The organism is Luteipulveratus flavus (genome assembly GCF_029439465.1).
Classification (GTDB): Bacteria; Actinomycetota; Actinomycetes; order Actinomycetales; family Dermatophilaceae; genus Luteipulveratus; species Luteipulveratus flavus.
In genome coordinates this window covers 46,519-59,274 of the sequence record NZ_JAROAV010000027.1, presented here as the reverse complement: position 1 = coordinate 59,274, position 12,756 = coordinate 46,519, and the positions used below count along the sequence as shown (strand labels likewise).

Genomic DNA, 12,756 nt, shown 5'->3' with positions numbered 1-12,756 from the left:
CCGGGCCGCAACGTCCTCAGCGTAGGGCGCTCGTGGTGACTGCCGAGTAGGTCGGACCAGGTCCGTCCGCCTGGTGACGACGGGCGTACCGTGACGTCCATGCGGATCGAGCACCTCGGCCTGGACCCAGACTTCGTCGACTACGAGGAGGCCTGGGCGACCCAGCGTGAGGTCCACGCGCGCGTCGTGGCCGGCGAGCAGGAGGACACCACGCTGCTGCTGGAGCACCGCGCGGTCTACACCGCGGGCAAGCGCACCGAGCCGCACGAGCGCCCGTTCGACGGGACCCCGGTCATCGACGTCGACCGCGGTGGCAAGATCACCTGGCACGGCCCGGGGCAGTTGACCGGCTACCCGATCGTGCGGCTGCCCAACCCGGTCGACGTGGTCGGCCACGTGCGCCGTCTCGAGCAGATGATGATCGACGTGTGCGCCGACCTCGGCGTCGAGACGGTCCGGGTGGAGGGCCGCAGCGGCGTCTGGCTGGCGGCCGACGCACAGCGACCGGAGCGCAAGATCGGCGCGATCGGCATCCGGGTCAGCCAGGACGTGACGATGCACGGGTTCGCCCTCAACTGCGACTGCGACCTGTCGTGGGCGACGACGATCGTCCCGTGCGGCATCCCCGACGCGGGCGTCACCTCGCTGTCCGCCGAGCTCGGCCGTGACGTCCCTGTCGCCGAGGTCGTCCCGTACGTCGAGAAGCGCCTCCCCGACATCCTCGGCTGAGGTTCTCGACCCGTTTCCCCACCGCGCACGGGCCAGGGCGCCCTACGATCTGCGCACCGCGACCGACAGGGGGTCGCATCTCAGGGGGAATCGATGGACGACGGCCTGGCCGTGCGCACTCGCGCGCTTCGTAAGACCTACCGCACACCACGTGGCACCCGCGTCGCCGTGGCCGGCCTCGACCTGTCGGTCCCGGCCGGCGGCGTGCACGGCTTCCTCGGTCCGAACGGCTCGGGTAAGACGACCTCGATCCGGATGCTGCTCGGCCTCGTACGCCCGGACTCGGGGACGATGCACCTCTACGGCGAGCCGGTGCCTGAACGACTCCCCCACGTGATGCGCCGGATCGGCGCGATCGTCGAATCACCCAAATTCTTCCCCGCGTTCTCCGGCCGCAAGAACCTCTCGCTGCTCGCGGAGGCGATCGGTGCACCGCGCACGCGTGTCGGTGAGGTGCTCGAGCTGACCGCGCTGCACGATCGCGGTGACGACCGGTTCGCGTCGTACTCGCTCGGTATGAAGCAGCGGCTCGCTGTCGCCGCGACCCTGCTGAAGTCGCCGGACCTGCTGATCTTCGACGAGCCCACCAACGGCCTGGACCCCGCCGGCATCCGCGAGATCCGGCAGACCATGCGGGATCTCGGTCGCGAGGGACGGACCGTCCTGGTGAGCAGCCACATCCTCGCCGAGGTGGAGCAGGTCGCCGACACCGTGTCGATCGTCGGGCAGGGTCGCCTGCTCGCCGAGGGACGAGTGGCGGACCTGATCGGCGCGCAGGCCGCGGGCGTACGCGCGACCGTTCCCGACCCCGCTCTGGCCGCCGCGGTCCTGGAGGCGCAGGGCCTCTCGGCGCGCGCCGACGGCGCGCATCTGCTGGTCGACGGCGTGCAGGACGCATCGGAGGTGACGCGACTACTGGGGGGTCACGACATCTGGGTCAGCGAGCTGACGCGCACCGGTCAGGACCTGGAGTCGGTCTTCCTCGAGCTCACCGCCGAGAAGGGCCTCGAGGCGACGGGCGCTGTGCGATGAACCGGCTCGTCCGCGTCGAGCTGCGGCGTATGGTCGCCCGCCGCGCCACCTGGGTCGTGCTGGGGCTGTGCGCCGTCCTCGCGTGCCTGGTCGTCTACGGCAGCCACCAGTCCACTCGGTATCTCACTCCGGCGAACAGAGCCCAGGCCGCCCAGGGCTTCGACCAGTCGCACGCCGACTGGGTCGCCCACCACGACGAGTGGACGAAGGACTGCCTCAAGAACGCACCGCCGGAGGCCAAGGCCGACCCGAGCGCCTGCGCGATGCCCGAGCCCACCCTCGAGAACTTCCTGGGTGGTTCCTCGCTGCGCCAGGTGGTGCGCGAGTCCGTCTCCGGGACGACGGGCGCGGTGATGTTCCTCGCCTTCCTGCTCGGCGCGACGTTCGTCGCGGCCGAGTTCTCCTCGGGAACGATGTCGACCTGGTTGACCTTCGAGCCCCGGCGGCTGCGGGTGTTCCTGAGCAAGGTGCAGGCCCCGGTCGTCGGCGGTGTCGCCGTGGCCGCCGTAATGGCGCTCATCTGCGGCGTCGGCGTCTGGTGGGTGGCGCGCGGCCTGGGGCTCACGGCCGAGGCGTCCACGGCCGAGCAGGCCGCCGTCGTCTGGACGTGGGTCAGGCTGCTCGCTGTCGGGGCTTTTGCGGGAGCACTGGGCGCGGCCGTCGGTTTCGTCGTACGGAACACCGCGGCCTGCCTGGGGATCGCCGTGGCTTACGGGGTGGTTGCCGAGCTGATCGTTGCGGGCTTCCTCGGCCCGGCGCGTCGCTGGCTGATTTCGACGAACCTGCGGGCGGTGGTCGACCACGGCACCGCCTACCTGACCGATCGGTGCACTCCGGACCCGCAGCAGCAGGGCATCCTCAGCTGCACCTCGGTCGAGCACCACGTCTCGCTCGGGAGCGGTGCTGCCTACCTGGTCGTGGTGTGCCTCGCCGTGGTGGCGATCTCGGCGTGGTCCTACCAGCGTCGGGACGTGGGCTGACACACGTCGGCGGGCCCTGGCTCCTGTCAGGGCCCGCCGACCCCCGGCGTACTCTGGTGTGCACCGTGCCCACGACCGCTCGCCGTGGGCAGATCTTCGTGGCAAGGGAGCCGGAAGTCGTGACCGTCGCACCCGAAGGACGTCGTCTGCTGCGCGTCGAGGCGCGTAACGCCGAGATCCCGATCGAGCGCAAGCCCAGCTGGATCCGTACCACCGCCAAGATGGGTCCGGAGTACGCCGCGATGCAGTCGCGGGTGAAGTCCGGCGGCCTGCACACGGTCTGCCAGGAGGCGGGCTGTCCCAACATCTTCGAGTGCTGGGAGGACCGTGAGGCGACCTTCCTCATCGGCGGCGACGTGTGCACCCGGCGCTGCGACTTCTGCGACATCGCCTCCGGCCGTCCCGCCGCGCTGGACCTGGACGAGCCGCGTCGCGTCGCCGAGTCGGTGCGCGAGATGGGGCTGCGGTACGCCACGGTCACCGGTGTCGCCCGGGACGACCTGCCCGACGGTGCCGCCGGCCTCTACGCGGAGACCATCCGGCAGATCCACGCCCTGAACCCCTCGACCGGTGTCGAGATCCTGCCGCCCGACTTCGGTGCCGTGCCCGAGCTGGTCGGGCAGGTGTTCGACGCCCGGCCCGAGGTCTTCGCGCACAACCTGGAGACCGTCCCGCGCATCTTCCGGCGCATCCGGCCGGCGTTCACGTACGAGAAGTCGCTCAAGGTCCTGACGATGGCGCACGAGCAGGAGCTCGTCACCAAGTCCAACCTGATCCTGGGCATGGGCGAGGAGGACCACGAGATCGACGAGGCGATCCGCGACCTGCACGGGGCGGGCTGCGACATCCTCACGATCACCCAGTACCTGCGCCCGTCCAAGCTGCACCACCCGATCGACCGGTGGGTCAAGCCGGAGGAGTTCGTGCACTGGTCCGAGCGCGCGGAGGAGATCGGGTTCAAGGGCGTCATGGCAGGCCCGCTGGTGCGCTCCTCCTACCGCGCCGGTCGCCTCTACACCCAGGCGATGAAGGCGTACGGCCGTCCGCTGCCGGAGCAGCTGAGCCACCTCGCCGCGGCCGCCGCCGACCCCGCCCGGCAGGAGGCGGCGTCGCTCGTGGAGCGCCGCCTGAGCGACGTATCCTGAACCTCATGGCCTCCTCCGACTCCGCGAAGGACGCGACCCCCAAGAAGTCGCGCTTCGCCCGCAAGCCCAAGGACCCGAGCAACCCGGGTCGCGCATCACAGCTCAAGCAGGTGTACGCCAGCACCAAGCAGCAGGACCCCGCCATCGCGTGGTGGATGGCGCTGGCCTTCCTCGTCGTGTTCGGCGTCTTCCTGCTGATCGGCTTCGCGATCGGTCACCCGGTCTACCTCGGCATCATCGGTCTGCTGTTCGGGCTCGTCGCGGCCATGTTCATCATGGGCCGCCGGGCCGAGCGGGCCGCGTACAAGTCGATCGCGGGGACGCCCGGCGCGACCGGCGCGGCGCTGAACTCGCTGCGTCGGGGCTGGCTGGTCGAGCAGGAGCCGGTGGCCGCCGAGGCCGGCCGTGCCCGCAATGTCAAGGACATGTCGAGCGCCGCCATGGTGTTCCGGGCGGTCGGCAAGCCGGGCGTCGTCCTGGTCGGTGAGGGTCCCAAGGGTTCGGCCACCAAGCTCCTGGAGTCCGAGCGCAAGCGCGTCGCCCGGGTCGCCGGCCCGGAGGTCCCGGTGCACACCATGCGGGTCGGTCAGGGCGACGGCACCGTGGCGGTGAACGAGCTGACCAAGTCGATGCGCAAGCTGCCGGACCGCCTCACCAAGGACGAGGTGAGCGCGGTGACCAAGCGGCTGCGCGCGCTCGGGACGGCCAAGCCGCCGGTGCCGCAGGGCATCGACCCGCGCAAGGCGCGGATGGACCGCAAGGCCATGCGCGGCCGCTGACAAGCGGCGCTGCAAGCGGCCACCTGCCGCATCATCGTGACGAGTGGCCCCTGATCCGGTCGGATCAGGGGCCACTTGTCGCGATATCGCGCCGGTCGGCCCGTCAGGACGAGGTGAGCAGCTCGACCAGCGCGCTGATCCTGGCCGTACGAGCCCGCGGCCGCAGCCGGTGGTCGCGACTGAGCACCGCGAGCCCGTGGAGGGCGGACCACGCCACCTCGGTCCACGTCTCCGGGTCGTCGCCATGGGCGTCGAGACCGTCGGCGAGCGCGGCGAAGGCGTCCCGCATCGGTTCGGGGGACTCGCGTCCGCCGAACTCCACGTCCAGCGGCATCGAGAAGATCGCGTCGTAGACCGCCGGGTGGCGACGGGCGAAGTCCAGGTACGCCTGCACCGTCGGAGCGACCGTGCCGGCCTCCCCCGCCGTGGCCCGGCGGATCGCGACGGCGAGCTCGGTGCACCCCTGCAGGGCCACGGCGCGCATGATGCCCGCCTTGCCGTCCTGGAAGTGGCTGTAGAGCACCGGCTGGGTGCGGCCGATCTCGTCGGCGAGCCGCCGGGTGGTGACCGCGGCCCACCCCTCGCTCTCGGCGATCGTCCGAGCCCGCTCGACGATGAGGTCCTCCCGCTGCTGGCGGTCGGCGACGCGTCTCTCTCCGGCACTCATGGCGTCACTCTAGCGCCGCTAGCGTCGATGTCCTAGCGGTGCTAGATTTTCTAGCACCGCTAGATCACGGACCGAGGAGAGCACATGCACGTCGTCGGACTCGTCATCGTCTGGGCCGTCAGCCTCGCCATCATCGGCATCGGCATCGCCTACTGGATGCGCAACGAGAAGAACGCGGCGGGCTTCGGCCTCCCCGTCCTGCCCGCTCCGGAGGCTCGGGGGTGGTGGCAGGTCAAGGGCGTCCGTGACGTCGCGTCCGGCCTGGTCCCGATCGCGATGGTCTTCGCCGCGCCCGACGCGCTCGGCTGGGTGCTGCTGATCGAGGCACTGATCCCCGCCGGCGACGCGACGCTGGTGCTCGCCAACCACGGTCGCCGCAGCGCGGCCTTCGGCATCCACGGGGTGACGGCGGCGGTCATGATCGTGGGCGCGGTCCTGCTGCTGGCGTCATGAGGCAGGCCGGGGACCGAGTGGCCCGCCTGCGACGGCCATCGACGACGAAGAAGTGTCCGTCTGGCGTACGGGGGGTACTGCTCGGACTGTGCGATCACACCTCCTGACGTCGGTCGACCACGCGTCGATCGCGTCCTTCGTCCAGACCTCGGTGCCGCTGTGACGGCCCTCGCCACGCACTCGGCCCCTGGCGCCTCGGCACGGCGGCCGCGCGTTCTGCACGTGCCGGGTGAGCACCGTTACGTCCGTCACCTTGCCCCGCCCGACCCAGCCACGGACGACGACGCGTCCCGGACGCCGAGCCCGTGGCGGCCGGCGGACGCATGGTCGCCGTCCTGGCTGCGCGCGCGCCGCGACGAGCTCGACGTGGTGCACGTGCACTTCGGCTTCGAGCATCTCACCCAGGACGAGATGGCGCAGTGGCTGGAGACGGTCGCAGCGCTCGGGCTGCGGCTGGTGTACACGGTGCACGACATCGACAACCCCAACCTGCGCGGCCAGGACCACCACCACGCCCTCGTCGCACTGCTGCTGGCGGCCGCCGACGCCGTGGTGACGCTCACCGACGGCGCCGCGCGCGAGGTCGAGCGCCGCTGGCGACGCAGACCCGAGGTCATCGCCCACCCCCACCTGGTGTCCTCGGCGTGGCTGGCTGGGCAGCGGATCGCACCGCCGCGAGCCCGGCCGGTGGTGGGCGTCCACGTCGGCGCGCTCCGCGCCAACATCGACGCAGTCGGTGCCCTGGAGGCGATCACGACGGCGACGGCACCGTACGACGTGCGGGTCCTCGCACGGGCTGACGCCCTCGCGACGGCGAAGGACGCCAGGCTGCTCGCCGCGCTCACGCAGCTGCGCCGGCAAGGTGCCCAGGTGAACGGCCGACCGCCGCTGCCGCAGCACGACCTCTGGCGCCTGCTGGCCGACCTCGACGTCCTCGTGCTGCCCTACCGGTGGGCGACCCACTCGGGCTGGGTGGAGGAGTGCCACGACCTGGGTGTGGGCGTCCTGGCCTCGGACTGCGGCTACCTCACCGAGCAGTCCCCCGCCGTGCGGACGTTCGGGTGGGCGGACGTCGACAGCGGCGCCGACATCACCCCGCTGCTGGACCTCGCCCTTGCCGGCCGGGTGCGCGCCGACCCCGAGGCACGCCGGGACCAGCGTCTGTCCATCGCGCGCCGGCACGCCGACATCTACAGGTCGCTCACGTGAGGCTGACCCATCTGATCCCCGACGCCGAGAGGCACGGGGTCACCATTCACGCTCGCCGCCTCGCCGCTCACGTCCCCGGCAGCACGACGGCCGGCTGGCCGGACACCCCTCCCGACGGGTTCGTCATCATCCACTTCACCGAACGGCTCTGGCGCACCGCCACGGAGTCGGCCCTCGAGGTCGTACGACGCGCCACCGGTCGCGCCGAGCGACTCGCCGTCGTGATGCACGACCTGCCGCAGCCGTCCGACGGAGAGCACTACCCGCAGCGTCAGCAGCTGTTCGCCCAGGTGACCGAGCTGGCCGACCTGATCGTGGTGTCCAGCGAGTTCGAGCGCGGGCTGCTGCTGGCCTGTCTGCGCGATCGCGGTGACGCCGGCCGGCATCGCGTCGCCGTACTCCCGCTACCGGTCGACCACCCCGACACCACGCCACCGGCCCGGGTCGACCGGACGATCGCCACACTGGGGTTCCTCTACCCGGGCAAGGGCGTCGAGGACGTCCTCGTCGCCGCCGCGCAGCTGCCCCAACCGCCGGCGGTGATCAACCTGGGCGGTGCCGCACCGGGCCATGCGGACGTGGTCGACCACCTCGCCGAGCTCGCCGACCAGCACGGCGTGACCTGGCGGGCCAGCGGATGGTTGTACGCCGACGAGCTCGCCGCCGCGATGCGCGAGGTCGGTGTCCCCGTCGCCCCGCACCGCCACATGTCCGCGTCCGGGTCGATCAACACCTGGCTCGAGGCCGGTCGGCGACCACTCGTGGCACCCACGCCGTACGCCCGGGAGCTCGGTGGGCGCCACCCCGGGGCCATCACGCTGATCAGCGACCTGACCCGCCAGCTCGCCGACGCCCTGGACCGGCCGTCCACCACCTGGGTCTCCCCCGGGCAGGAGGTCGGCCTGTCCTGGGAGCAGGCGGGCCGCGACCTTGCTGCCCTGGTGACGTCGTGAGCACCGACCCCCGGCTCAGCGTCGTGATCCCCTAATACCAGCAGCCGGAGGAGCTCGCCCGGTGCCTCCTCGGCCTGGAGCAGCAGACCGGCGCGCCGTCGTTCGAGGTCGTGGTGGCCGACGACGGCTCGGACACGCCACCCGTCCTGGCGACGGACCTGGACGTCCGGGTCGTGCGGCAGGACGACCTGGGCTTCCGCGCCGCGGCCGCGCGCAACCTCGGAGCCCGCTGCGCCCGCGGTCGTCGGCTGGTCTTCGTGGACGCCGACTGCGTCCCGACGCCAGGTTTCCTTCGCGCCATGGACGAGGGGTCGGCTCTGGTGGTCGGGCACCGCCAGCATCTGGACATGGACGGCTGGTCCCGCGCCGAGCTGCTGTCGGCGTTCGAGGGCTCACCTGTGTTCCTGGCCGGCCCGGCCTGGCTGCGGCACGGCTACGACGAGACGGACGATCTGCGCCGGGCGGACGACGCGTCGTTCCGGTTCGTCATCTCCGCGGCCCTGTCCGCACCCACCGACCTCTTCTGGGAGCTCGGCGGGTTCGACGCCGACCTGGTCGGCTACGGCGGCGAGGACTGGGACCTCGGTCACCGGTGGTGGACCGCGGGCCTGGACCTCCTGCACCGCCCGGAGGCGCAGGTGTGGCACCACGGCCCCGACCTGCCCGGACGTCGGGAGGATTGGGCGCACGTCAAGAACGCCGAGACGGCGGCGCTCGCCTCTCGCATCCCCCACCCGGTGATTCGGGGGTCCGGCAGTCCGGTCGTGCACCGCATCCCCCGTACGGCGGTGCAGCTCGACCTCGCCGGCTGCACCGCCGGACAGGCGCTGCTGTCGGTCGAAGACTGGCTGACGGCCGGTGACGTGGCGGTGTTCGTCGGCGACGCCGACGTGCCGGGGGCGTTCGTCGACGACCCACGCGTACGACGCGGCTCGATCACCGACGACGTCCGGGCTCGGTCGCTGGTCTGGTTCCGGGCCACGGGCTCGGTGCGTTCGGCCACCGGCCACGGGCTCGCTGGCCGGGCCGATCCTGCGCTCGGCGTTCCGGCGGCTGACGGCGCCGCCCCCGTGGCGTGGGTGACCGGGCGCGCGGCGAACGCGGCAGTCCGCTCGCGCGAGCCCGTCCCGTGGCGTAGCCTCCCGCGAGACTCGTGGCGCACGATCAGCCCCGGCGTGCTGGTCGAGCAGGAACGGTCTCGCTAGCCGTCGACGCACTCCCACCGGGCCGCGTGTCCGTCGCCGACCTGACGCACCAGGCCGAGGCCGGCGAGGTCGTCCAGCCAGCCCGTCATCGGGAACCAGCCCCAGATCTGGTGGAACAGGTTGGCGTTGCGCACGATCGCCGCTGCGTGCTCGACCGGGGGCTTGGACACTGGATGGTGCTGGTGATACGCCCGGGCGCCGCCGAGGCGTACCAGCGGCACCGACGCCCGGCCGAGTCGTTGCCCGAAGTCGGTGTCCTCGCCGCCGTAGCCCTCGTACCGTTCGTCGAACCCCCCGACGCTGTCCCAGGTCTGCGCGCTGAGCGCGAACGACAGGCTCCAGAACATCCGCAGGTCCGGCTCGGTCCGCAGCTCATCGGATCGCAGCGCGGGGCGGCTCGGATGCGGGCGGCCCAGCTGCGCGAGCCGGGCGTGGTCGTACTCCCCGTCACCGCGCGGCGGGAGATAGTCGACCTCGCCGGCGAGCACGACCGGCCCGCCGGCCTGCGCGACGACGTCGGTGTAACGCTGCAGCAGGCTCGGACCGGGGATGCAGTCGACGTCGAGCAGGACCAGGATCGTCGCCCCCAGCTCACGAGCGGCCGCGACGCCTGCGTTGCGGGCGGCGGCCAACGGCAGGTCGGGCAGGTCGGCCGGTAGGTCCACGACGTGCGTCCGCAGCGCGCCGGCTTCTCGGCGTACGACATCGCGCACCTGCGGGTCGCCCATCGCGACGACCACGAGCACGTCGGGCGGCCGCGTCGACCGCCGGCTACCGCGCATCAGCTGGGTCAGGTGGTCGTGTCGCCCGTGCGCGATCGTGACGAGCGCCGCGCGGCTCACGCGACAGCCAGCTCTTCGTAGAGGTCGACGTAGCTGCTCACCATGACCTCCAGGGAGCAGTGCCGCTCGGCGCGATGCCGGGCGGCGCGCCGGTCGAGCGCCTCCGCGAACGGAAGTGCGTCGACGGCGGCCGCGATGTCCTGCGCAGGAGCGAGCACGCCGCAGGTGGGGTCGATCACCTCGGTCAGCCCTCCGCGGTCGAAGGCGAGCACGGGCGTGCCGCAGCTGAGCGCCTCGGCCGCGACGAGGCCGTACGGTTCGTCCCACTGCGGCGTCACCAGCGCCACCGCGCTGGCCCCCACGAGGTCGGTCAGCCGCGCCTGGCTGAGATGGCCGACGTAGACCGCGGAGTCGCCCAGCCGGGGCACGATCTCGCGCTCGTAGTAGGCGAGGTCGGACAGCGGGCCGGCCAGCCGGATGCGTCGGCCGGCCGCGGCGGCGATGTCGATCGCGAGGTGGGGTGCCTTCTCGGGGACGACCCGCCCGGACCACACCAGATCGGGTCCGCCCGGCCCCATCCGCCACTGCTGCGTGTCGACGCCGTTGTAGACGACACTGCTGCTGCAGGCGTGCTCCCACGCCTGCGAGGTGTGCCGGCTGACCGCGGCGAACGCCTGACGCGGATCGGTGGCCAGACCGATCGCCGTCTCGATCCACGGCGTCGGCGGCGTGTGCAGCGTGGTGAGCGTGGCGCACCGCAGGCTCTCGGACAGCGCGATCGGTAGGTAGTGAAGGCTGTTGTTGTGCACGACCGAGACCCCGGTCTCCCGGGCCAGCCAGAGCATGGACTGCAGGTAGAAGTAGTGGTCGGCCAGGAAGACCTCGGACGGCATCGACGAGTCGGCCTGGGCCGCGGCACTGATCGCGAGGTCCTGCAACGGGACCTCCGCCGCGCCGAGCGTGGGGTCGATGCCCGAGCCGGCCAGCACGGTGACCTCGATGCCCCGCGCGCGCAAGCCCTGGACGAGGTGGAACGTCATGGACTCCAGACCGCCTGCGAAGGGTTCGCACAGGGCATGCCCGCGGTGTCCCACCAGGGCTACTCGCATCCGCGTCCTCTCTTGTCGGACAGGTCACGGCAGCGCCGGGACGTAGAGCGCACCCTGTGCCCGTGTGAGAGGAATAAGGTTCGCGATTTGGGGTACTCGGCTCCAGCACTGCTTCCAGCAGACAGGACCGCCTGTGCCTGATCAGATTCGTGATTACCCCCACCCCCGGGACCGCAAACCGACCGCGCCGCCGAGCACCCCTGAGCGCTCGCAGGCGGCCCTGTTCTACCTGCACCATCACGGGTCCGGTCACCGTCGACGCGGCACTGCCATCGCCCGGCTCATGCAGCGTCCCGTGGTCGGCTGCGGCACCGGGACGGCACCCCAGGGCTGGCCGGGACGCTGGGTCACGCTCCCGGCCGACGACGACCCCACCCCAGGACCGGGTGCTGACGTGGCTGCCGGTGGCGTGCTGCACTGGGCGCCGCGCCGGCACCGCGGCAGCCAGGACCGCGCCCTGATGCTGACCAGTCTGCTGCACGAGCTGCGCCCGGCGTTCGTCCTGGTGGACGTCTCCGTGGAGGTTGCCCTGCTGGTGCGGCTGTGCGGCTTCCCGGTCGTCGTCATGGCGATGCCCGGAGATCGTCGCGACCTCCCTCACCGGCTCGCCTACTCCGTCGCCGACCACGTGCTGGCTCCCTGGCCCGCCGGGGCTCACCCCGACCACGTGGCTGCCGACCGGTGGCTTGCGCTCGGGGCGGTGTCAGGGCGAGCGACCACTCCGGTCGACGTACGCCGACCGCACCGCGGCGACGCTGTGATGGTCTGGGGCGACGGCGGTCTCGACGTCGACCGGGAGCAGGTGCAGCAGCTCGTCGACGCCACGCCGCACCTGCGGTGGCGCACGTTCGGGGGTGGTCACCCGCGCTCGGACGACCTGCATCGCGAGTGGAGCCGGGCCGAGGTGGTCGTCACGCACGCCGGGCAGGGCATCGTGTCCGAGCTGGCGGCGACCAGGACTCCGGCGGTTCTCGTCGCCCAGCAGCGGCCCTTCGACGAGCAGCACGCGACGGTGGCCGCACTCACCGCGGCCGGCGTACCGACGGCGCTGGAGGCGTGGCCGGCGCAGCACGACTGGCCCGGCATCGTGCGTCGGGCGATGGAGGCAGGCCCCGGTATGTGGGACGGGTGGCCGGCCCATGGCGCGGCTCGCGCCGCGAGCGTCCTGGACGGCGACCTGGCCGGGATCCGGCGCCACCGACGCCCTGGCTGATGACCGGGCGGGTCATCGGCCCGCGCGGTCGGCGCAGTCAGCGGGTGCGGACGAGGACCGTCCCGGCGGCGCGGTCGTGCAGACCACGCTGGTCCCGGTCCCAGATGACCGCGGGGATCACCAGGCACAGCAGCAGCGTGCGGATCGCCCCGGCGACCGGGCCGGCCACTCCCCCGTCCGGACGCGTGACCCGCATCCCGAGCACACGGTGGCCGAGGGTGAAGCCGACGGTCCCGACCAGCAGCACGTTCTCGACCGCGAACACCAGCAGCGGGGCGAACCCGGTGGCACCCTGCCCGCCGAGCCGGTAGCCGAGGAACGCGGCGGCGATGAGCGAGCAGACCGCCCAGTCGATCAGCAGCGCGACCACCCGGGGCCCGAGGCCGGCGAGGGACCCTGGCCCCTGCGCGGGGAGGCCGAGCCGCTCCCCCGCGTACGTCGTCTCGTGGGCGTCGTCGCCCTGCAACCACGAGCCCATGTCCCTGCGATCGACCACGGTG

The 12,756-nt window shown here is 72.3% G+C and carries 13 protein-coding genes and 1 pseudogene; 10 read left to right on the top strand and 4 right to left on the bottom strand.

What is annotated here, in order from left to right; all coding sequences use genetic code 11:
- The first annotated feature begins 99 nt into the window (after positions 1-99).
- The 5 genes from lipB (at position 100) to P4R38_RS08480 (ending at position 4,665) form a co-directional block, all read left to right on the top strand.
- Positions 100-729 carry a lipoyl(octanoyl) transferase LipB gene (gene lipB / locus P4R38_RS08500; RefSeq protein ID WP_275239000.1) on the top strand — a complete coding sequence of 210 codons (630 nt, stop codon included), beginning with the start codon at positions 100-102 and terminating at the stop codon, positions 727-729.
- A gap of 93 nt (positions 730-822) precedes the next feature.
- The gene (locus tag P4R38_RS08495) at positions 823-1,761 is read left to right on the top strand and encodes an ABC transporter ATP-binding protein (protein ID WP_275239001.1); all 939 of its coding nucleotides are present in this window, start codon (positions 823-825) and stop codon (positions 1,759-1,761) included.
- Positions 1,758-2,741: an ABC transporter permease subunit gene (locus tag P4R38_RS08490; protein ID WP_275239002.1), complete on the top strand. Its 984-nt coding sequence runs from the start codon at positions 1,758-1,760 to the stop codon at positions 2,739-2,741. The genes P4R38_RS08495 and P4R38_RS08490 overlap by 4 nt, the downstream gene beginning before the upstream one ends.
- Positions 2,742-2,860: 119 nt before the next feature.
- Entirely contained in the window at positions 2,861-3,886 is a 1,026-nt protein-coding gene (lipA, locus tag P4R38_RS08485; protein ID WP_275239003.1) for a lipoyl synthase, read from the top strand.
- Positions 3,887-3,891: 5 nt separating this feature from the next.
- Positions 3,892-4,665 (top strand): DUF4191 domain-containing protein, encoded by a 774-nt coding sequence (locus P4R38_RS08480; protein ID WP_275239004.1) that lies wholly within the window; start codon positions 3,892-3,894, stop codon positions 4,663-4,665.
- Positions 4,666-4,768: 103 nt separating this feature from the next.
- On the opposite strand, the gene P4R38_RS08475 is transcribed toward P4R38_RS08480, so the two are convergent.
- Complete coding sequence (locus tag P4R38_RS08475) at positions 4,769-5,332, bottom strand: TetR/AcrR family transcriptional regulator (RefSeq protein WP_275239005.1); 564 nt, start codon at positions 5,330-5,332, stop codon at positions 4,769-4,771.
- Between the two features lie 84 nt (positions 5,333-5,416).
- On the opposite strand from P4R38_RS08475, the gene P4R38_RS08470 reads away from it, so the two are divergent.
- The 4 genes and pseudogenes from P4R38_RS08470 to P4R38_RS08455 form a co-directional block, all read left to right on the top strand.
- Positions 5,417-5,785 carry a DUF4267 domain-containing protein gene (locus P4R38_RS08470; RefSeq protein ID WP_275239006.1) on the top strand — a complete coding sequence of 123 codons (369 nt, stop codon included), beginning with the start codon at positions 5,417-5,419 and terminating at the stop codon, positions 5,783-5,785.
- A gap of 222 nt (positions 5,786-6,007) precedes the next feature.
- Complete coding sequence (locus P4R38_RS08465; protein ID WP_346770748.1) at positions 6,008-6,994, top strand: glycosyltransferase; 987 nt, start codon at positions 6,008-6,010, stop codon at positions 6,992-6,994.
- Complete coding sequence (locus P4R38_RS08460; RefSeq protein ID WP_277191848.1) at positions 6,991-7,947, top strand: glycosyltransferase family protein; 957 nt, start codon at positions 6,991-6,993, stop codon at positions 7,945-7,947. The genes P4R38_RS08465 and P4R38_RS08460 overlap by 4 nt, the downstream gene beginning before the upstream one ends.
- A gap of 47 nt (positions 7,948-7,994) precedes the next feature.
- Positions 7,995-9,152, top strand: a pseudogene (locus P4R38_RS08455) (glycosyltransferase); the annotation flags it as partial.
- Here P4R38_RS08455 and P4R38_RS08450 read toward each other — a convergent pair.
- Both P4R38_RS08450 and P4R38_RS08445 read right to left on the bottom strand, forming a co-directional pair.
- The gene (locus P4R38_RS08450; protein ID WP_275239010.1) at positions 9,149-9,994 is read right to left on the bottom strand and encodes a glycosyltransferase family 2 protein; all 846 of its coding nucleotides are present in this window, start codon (positions 9,992-9,994) and stop codon (positions 9,149-9,151) included. The pseudogene P4R38_RS08455 and the gene P4R38_RS08450 overlap by 4 nt on opposite strands.
- Complete coding sequence (locus P4R38_RS08445; protein WP_275239011.1) at positions 9,991-11,043, bottom strand: glycosyltransferase; 1,053 nt, start codon at positions 11,041-11,043, stop codon at positions 9,991-9,993. Before P4R38_RS08445 ends, P4R38_RS08450 begins: the two co-directional genes overlap by 4 nt.
- A 133-nt stretch (positions 11,044-11,176) precedes the next feature.
- On the opposite strand from P4R38_RS08445, the gene P4R38_RS08440 reads away from it, so the two are divergent.
- A complete protein-coding gene (locus P4R38_RS08440; RefSeq protein WP_275239012.1) occupies positions 11,177-12,256 on the top strand; it encodes a glycosyltransferase in 1,080 nt (359 codons plus the stop codon).
- A gap of 37 nt (positions 12,257-12,293) precedes the next feature.
- Here the strand turns inward: P4R38_RS08440 and P4R38_RS08435 are convergent, their stop codons facing one another.
- A complete protein-coding gene (locus P4R38_RS08435) occupies positions 12,294-12,752 on the bottom strand; it encodes an RDD family protein (RefSeq protein ID WP_275239013.1) in 459 nt (152 codons plus the stop codon).
- Positions 12,753-12,756 lie beyond the last annotated feature (4 nt).